The sequence below is a fragment of the Vibrio sp. 1731 genome (assembly GCF_033339955.1).
Taxonomy (GTDB): domain Bacteria; phylum Pseudomonadota; class Gammaproteobacteria; order Enterobacterales; family Vibrionaceae; genus Vibrio; species Vibrio alginolyticus.
In genome coordinates, this window is record NZ_JAWOVO010000054.1 from 1 (window position 1) to 5165 (window position 5165).

Annotated in this window: 2 protein-coding genes, 7 tRNA genes and 1 rRNA gene; 3 read left to right on the forward strand and 7 right to left on the reverse strand. The window is 43.9% G+C overall.

The window, feature by feature from the left end; all coding sequences use genetic code 11:
* The 3 genes from rrf to R7035_RS24930 form a co-directional block, all read left to right on the forward strand.
* Positions 1 to 109 (forward strand): 5S ribosomal RNA (rrf, locus tag R7035_RS24920); the annotation flags it as partial.
* Between the two features lie 78 nt (positions 110 to 187).
* A tRNA-Asp gene (locus tag R7035_RS24925) sits at positions 188 to 264 on the forward strand.
* 497 nt (positions 265 to 761) lie between these two features.
* The gene (locus tag R7035_RS24930; RefSeq protein WP_080960149.1) at positions 762 to 2198 is read left to right on the forward strand and encodes an NAD-dependent succinate-semialdehyde dehydrogenase; all 1437 of its coding nucleotides are present in this window, start codon (positions 762 to 764) and stop codon (positions 2196 to 2198) included.
* A gap of 248 nt (positions 2199 to 2446) precedes the next feature.
* Here R7035_RS24930 and R7035_RS24935 read toward each other — a convergent pair.
* The 7 genes from R7035_RS24935 to R7035_RS24965 form a co-directional block, all read right to left on the reverse strand.
* Positions 2447 to 2522 (reverse strand) — tRNA-Asn (locus tag R7035_RS24935).
* 15 nt (positions 2523 to 2537) lie between these two features.
* Positions 2538 to 2613 (reverse strand) — tRNA-Thr (locus R7035_RS24940).
* A 39-nt stretch (positions 2614 to 2652) separates the two neighbouring features.
* A tRNA-Asn gene (locus R7035_RS24945) sits at positions 2653 to 2728 on the reverse strand.
* A 22-nt stretch (positions 2729 to 2750) separates the two neighbouring features.
* Positions 2751 to 2826: transfer RNA gene (locus R7035_RS24950), tRNA-Thr, on the reverse strand.
* Positions 2827 to 2878: 52 nt separating this feature from the next.
* Positions 2879 to 2954: transfer RNA gene (locus tag R7035_RS24955), tRNA-Phe, on the reverse strand.
* A 233-nt stretch (positions 2955 to 3187) separates the two neighbouring features.
* Entirely contained in the window at positions 3188 to 4813 is a 1626-nt protein-coding gene (locus tag R7035_RS24960) for a methyl-accepting chemotaxis protein (RefSeq protein ID WP_132936938.1), read from the reverse strand.
* 275 nt (positions 4814 to 5088) lie between these two features.
* A tRNA-Asn gene (locus R7035_RS24965) sits at positions 5089 to 5164 on the reverse strand.
* Between the last annotated feature and the right edge of the window lies 1 nt (position 5165).

Consider the following 5165-nt stretch of genomic DNA (forward strand, 5'->3'; position numbering starts at 1 on the left):
CCATAGCGTTTTGGACCCACCTGATTTCCATGCCGAACTCAGAAGTGAAACGAAATAGCGCCGATGGTAGTGTGGGGTTTCCCCATGTGAGAGTAGGACATCGCCAGGCTTTAGTTTTGTTTTCACTTTTTCGAAAAGTGAAGACAAAAGCGGGCACTTGCTGATTACAAGCGAGTGATACCACTGCGGAGTGGTAGTTCAGTTGGTTAGAATACCGGCCTGTCACGCCGGGGGTCGCGGGTTCGAGTCCCGTCCACTCCGCCACTTATATTAAGCCCTAGTCGAAAGACTGGGGCTTTTTCGTTTGGTCGTGTCCCCTAGAAATGCATTTACACATTGAAGGCGAGACAATACGACTTTCTTTACCCTTTTGGCACATGAGTTTCTCAGGAAGATGAGCCTGCTGCCTGCACTTCCAATTACTCCGAGTTTGTATCCTGTCCTCGTTGAAAGATTGGTCATTTGAACAATGAGTCTTTATAACACTCGCCCTCAACCGTAATAGAATGAATAGTCTTCCTCACTGCGTGTTTTGTTAGCGTCTCTCTTAAACAATAATTTTCTACATCTTATTTCTCAAACATTCATTGCTTCCATGTTTAGAGCGGGACCGTCGTTGCGTGGATTACGCAATTTCGCGAAATATAGTGAGGAAGAGAGCTAAGTCTTCCGAAAATTAATGCCTTTTAGAAAACTTTGTTTTCTTTGCTGAACTTGCTAGTAGCGATTAACCTAAGAGGAGTTCTTGAGGAGTATGTTTGATGATGCAACAAATAAAAAATGAAACGCTGAAATCTGTATTTAAGCAATGGTCTTCCGAAGAGGGAATTGTGGTCATCAACCCTGCAACTGAGCAAGAGTTAATTCGGTTAAAGCCTAGTACTCTTGATGAGTTAGATGATCTCATTGGTCAGTGCAAAACGGAGCAAGTCCGTTGGGCTAAATTAAGTGCCCAAGAGCGCTCTCGTCGTTTGAGGGGGTGGTATCAACTACTTCTTGATAATGCAGAAGACATAGCCACGATTATTACCTTAGAGCAGGGTAAACCTTTAGCTGAGAGCAAAGGGGAAGTGATGTATGGTGCCTCTTTTGTCGAGTGGTTCTCAGAAGAAGCAAAACGTGCTTATGGCGAAGTTATTCCTGCCCCCACGACAGATAGACGTCTATCTGCAATTCGCCAGCCTGTGGGAGTATGCGCTGCAATTACACCTTGGAACTTCCCTATTGCGATGATTACAAGAAAAGCAGCACCAGCCCTAGCGGCAGGTTGTGGCATGTTGATCAAGCCATCAGAGCTTACCCCTCTCACTGCAATTGCTGTTGTTGAATTAGCTTATCAGGCTGGTATCCCTAAAGAACTGCTTTCTGTCTTGGTGTCGGAGCAGGCTGCTGAGTTTGGTCAAGTACTAAGTACTGATCCTAGGATTCAGAAGATCTCTTTTACGGGGTCTACGCGAGTCGGGAAAATTTTGATGAAGCAAGCCAGTGATTCAGTCAAGGCGGTGTCGATGGAGTTGGGTGGTAATGCGCCTTTCATCGTGTTTGAAGATGCAGACTTAGATGCGGCTGCGGAAGGGCTTGTCGCGTCGAAGTTCCGTAATGCAGGGCAAACATGTGTTTGTACCAATCGGTTATATGTTCATAAAAATGTAAAACAAGCTTTTATTGATAAAGTATTGTCGAAGTTAAGCAAATTAAAGCTTGGCAATGGTTTAGAGAAAGATGTCACATTAGGTCCTGTTATTACGATGGCCTCTAAGCATCGACTAGAGGCGGTGATCGATCAAGCTGTACAAGAAGGAGCCTCTATTGCTAACTCTCCACAGAGACGGCATGGTCGCTTTATGGAGCCCGTTCTTTTGGATAGTGTGACGCAGAATATGTCGATTGTTCAGCAAGAGCTATTCGGGCCTGTGTTGCCTATTGTTACCTTTGAAAATGATGATCAAGTTCTCGAAATGGCGAACGATACAGAATATGGTTTGGCTTGCTATTTCTATACGAATAGCTTGAAGCGTATTGTGACTTTTAGTGAAGGTTTAGAGTACGGCATGGTTGGAGTGAATGAAGGGATCATCTCTACTGAAGTGGCTCCATTTGGTGGAGTTAAAGAGTCGGGTGTTGGACGGGAAGGTGCTAAGCAAGGACTCGATGAATATCTGGAGACAAAGTATATTTGTCTTGGTGGTTTAAGCTGATTTCAGAGATGGCCGATTGAACTAAAAAGCTAGGTTTTTACCTGGCTTTTTTTTAGTTGAAAGGCATACCATTTGCCACGCGCGTTTGTGGTTAATATTTTCTGGTTATTTAGTGAGTCGATAGTTAGCTTGCGGTAAGCGGTTTTTAATAATCAAAGCGCTTATGTTATTTCGTTATGGGGTAGGAGAGAGCTTAGCTTTAAACTAATACAAAAAAGCCGCATCAAGTGATGCGGCTTCTTCTAATATGGCTCCTCCTGCTGGGCTCGAACCAGCGACCTGCGGATTAACAGTCCGTCGCTCTACCAACTGAGCTAAGGAGGAACAAATTTTAATAAGTGGTGCCGACTACCGGAATCGAACTGGTGACCTACTGATTACAAGTCAGTTGCTCTACCTACTGAGCTAAGTCGGCACAATGTCATTAATAAGTTATTAACTTAATAATGAAAATTGGCTCCTCCTGCTGGGCTCGAACCAGCGACCTGCGGATTAACAGTCCGTCGCTCTACCAACTGAGCTAAGGAGGAATTGTCTTTTTAAGAGAATAAATGGTGCCGACTACCGGAATCGAACTGGTGACCTACTGATTACAAGTCAGTTGCTCTACCTACTGAGCTAAGTCGGCACATTTTATTCTTTAACATTGTTCGTGCTAAGCACCAACAATTAATAAATTGTGGTGCCCGGAGGCGGAATCGAACCACCGACACGAGGATTTTCAATCCTCTGCTCTACCGACTGAGCTATCCGGGCGACGAGGTGTATTAAAAGGCTTTTCGGCTTTCAGGTCAACAATAAAATTAAAATAAAATATCGTTTGATGAATTTGTGCTCGGAGTGGGCTGTTTTTATGCGTTTTTAGCAGCAATGCGCCATGCTTTAAGCGATGTTTTAACATTGATAGTGTATTCACTTGCAAAATAAAGGCGATAAAAACAAAAAAGCACGTCTGAAAACGTGCTTTTTATTGAACAATTGACTTTAAACTAGTGCTTTACTGAGAACTTGTTTACCCAACCTTCTAGCTCATTCGCTAGTGAAGCTAAACTTTGAGTACTTGATTGACTCTCGGTTACGACAGAGTTTAGTTGGCCTCCGCTTTCATCGATAAGGTTTATGCGTAGCGCAATATCATCGCTAACCTGCGTCTGCTCAGCGGCAGCAGTAGCGATCTGCTGGCTCATTGTGGTGATAGATTCTAACGCCGTTACAATTTGCTGTAGAGCTTCAGAGGCATTCTTAGACTCTGTAACAGTGCTTTCACTGGTTTCTGCACATATTTCCATTGTGTGAATGGCATTGCGAGAGCCTTCTTGCAGATTGGAGATCATATACTGAATCTCTTTTGTGCTGTCTTGTGTGCGTCCTGCTAGGTTGCGTACCTCATCAGCAACGACTGCGAAGCCTCGGCCTTGTTCTCCAGCACGTGCTGCTTCAATGGCTGCATTGAGTGCCAATAGGTTTGTTTGCTCTGCGATATCACCAATCACATCGAGCACTTTTACAATATTATTTACATCCTGATCTAGATCGGCGACCGCTTTACTCGCAGTATTTAATTGAGAAGCTAAACCTTGAATGTTTTTAACCGTGTTATGAATGAGTTTCTGAGTATGTTGGCTTTGTTTGTCTGCCTCGTCCGTATTGTTTGCGGTGTCGCTTGCTGAATTGGCAACATGGTTGGCTGAAGATGCCATTTCAGTCATCGCAGTGGCAATCATCGCCGTTGATTGCTGCTGAGATACGGTAAGATCGGCAATCGTATTTGATCGAGCTTCTACGGCAGACAACTCTGCGCGCAGTGCATGCATAGACTTCTCTAGGTTTGTCACCATAGTAGCTAGTGATTGACTCATATCTTGCACGGCACGATAGATACTTCCTCTCGGTGCCACAGTATCAAAACTGGTCTGAATGTCTCCTTGAGCGACAGCTTGAACTGCTTTGCGCACGTCGTTAGGCTCTCCACCAAGTAGATGAAGCATTTTGCGAATCGAAATGATCAGGCCACTTAGAATGCTTCCCGCGATAATCAGACATAGCACAAGCTGCCATTGTGCTGTCGACCAAAAACGTGCGTTAACTTCATTAAAGCCAATACCTGTACCGACAACCCAGCCCCAGTGTGGTGTTTTTTCTGCTATCGAGTGTTTTTCTTCAATGCTGCCATCTGCTTGTTTTTGGCTCCAGGTATATTCAACGATCTGACCTGTTTTGTGCCCCAATACATCTAGAATGAGTTGGCCTACGCTATTACCACTGCCATCTTTAAAGTCATGGAAGCTGGTTCCGTGCAGTTGAGGGTCTAGTGGTGCGGCGATGAACATCATATTTTCATCTGCGACATAAACGTATTCGTTGTCTTTGTAGATATTGTTACGAAGTAGGCGAGTGGCTAATGCTTTCGCTTCGTCTTCCGGCATTTTGCCTTCGATAGCCATCTTTTCTACTTCGGTAAGTATGCTGTACGCACTTTTAAATAGCTCAGTAACTCGAGCTTTGTTATCAAGGTTACTTGCGACGCGAAGTGTCCATAAGCCCGTTGCGGTCAAAGCTAAGAGAGCTAGCAATATGATCGCAGATAATAAATAGGCTTGAGTTTTTAGTTTCATATTTAGCTCACAAATAAAGTGTTATCACTATGCAAGGCATAGCTAAAAGAAGAAATGTAATAACTCGGGCATCTTAGTGAAGATGAATATGCTCGGATACTAATGCGTATTAAAATTACGATGAGGATTAAATTTTTAGCGTGAAATAAGTGTTTTTGAAGAAAGGATTTAATGTTCGCTGATGTTTAGAAATGAAGTGTAGATAAATGGGAAAGCGAGAAATGACGTATAAAGCAGATACAAAAAAGCCGCATCAAGTGATGCGGCTTTAAAAGTGGCTCCTCCTGCTGGGCTCGAACCAGCGACCTGCGGATTAACAGTCCGTCGCTCTACCAACTGAGCTAAGGAGGAA